At 74.1% G+C, this 1,149-nt stretch carries 1 protein-coding gene; it reads left to right on the top strand.

Going from position 1 to position 1,149, the window contains the following annotated elements; translation table 11 throughout:
• Nucleotides 1-135 precede the first annotated feature (135 nt).
• Nucleotides 136-1,080 carry a DUF808 domain-containing protein gene (locus HGA02_RS19960; RefSeq protein ID WP_168681168.1) on the top strand — a complete coding sequence of 315 codons (945 nt, stop codon included), beginning with the start codon at nt 136-138 and terminating at the stop codon, nt 1,078-1,080.
• Nucleotides 1,081-1,149: the final 69 nt, after the last annotated feature.

The following is a 1,149-nucleotide window of genomic DNA, read 5'->3' as shown; positions in this document are numbered from 1 at the left end:
GTGCGGGCGGCCCACCCGGTCGGGCGGGGCCGGCGGACGTGACGCGCCGACCGGCCCGCCGCGCCCTAGCCTTGCGCGAGGCGACCGAACGCGGCGCCACCACGGACGGCCTGCGGGCCGGTGAAGGAGATGGTGATGGCAGGCGGTCTCGCGGCCCTCCTGGACGACATCGCGGCGCTCGCGAAGCTCGCGGCGGCGTCGGTCGACGACGTGGGCGCGGCCGCGGGGCGGGCGAGCGCGAAGGCCGCGGGCGTGGTGATCGACGACACCGCCGTCACGCCGCGCTACGTGCACGGGTTCACGCCCGACCGGGAGCTGCCGATCATCCGCCGCATCGCCGTCGGGTCGCTGCGCAACAAGCTGCTGTTCATCCTCCCGGCGGCCCTGCTGCTGAGCCAGTTCCTGCCGTGGCTGCTGACGCCGATCCTCATGGTCGGCGGCGCGTACCTGTCGTACGAGGGCGCGGAGAAGATCTGGGAGCTCGTCAGCGGGCACGCGAAGGAGCACACGAGCACGCCCGCCGCGGCGCAGGGTGCCGACACCGAGAAGACGATGGTCGGCGGCGCGATCCGCACGGACTTCATCCTGTCCGCCGAGATCATGGTCATCGCCCTCAACGAGGTCGCCGACGAGCCCCTGCTGTCCCGCGCGCTGATCCTGGCCGTCGTCGCGCTCGCGATCACGGCCCTCGTCTACGGCGTCGTCGCGCTCATCGTGAAGATGGACGACATCGGGCTGCACCTCGCGGGCCGCGAGAACCGGGCGGCGGCGGCCACGGGCCGTGTCCTGGTCCGCGCGATGCCGAAGGTGCTGTCGGTGCTGTCGACGGTCGGCATCGTGGCGATGCTGTGGGTCGGCGGGCACATCCTGCTGTCCGGCGTCGACACCCTCGGCTGGCACGGGCCGATCGACGTGCTGCACCACCTCGAGGAGGCCGTGCACCACGTGCCGGGCGTCGGCGGGGTGCTCGCGTGGCTCGTCGACACGCTCGGGTCGGCGCTCGTCGGCCTCGTCGTCGGCGCGGTGATCGTCGCCGTCCTGCACCTCGTCCCGCGCCGGCGGCGCGCCGCCGCGCACTGACCGGCATCCGCCGGGACCCGGCGCGCGACGTCACTGGTACGTGACGAGGTCCGGCACCGGCTGCACGCC

Source organism: Cellulomonas septica, assembly GCF_012396155.1.
Lineage (GTDB): Bacteria > Actinomycetota > Actinomycetes > Actinomycetales > Cellulomonadaceae > Cellulomonas > Cellulomonas septica.
This window is presented reverse-complemented; position numbering and strand designations above follow the sequence as displayed.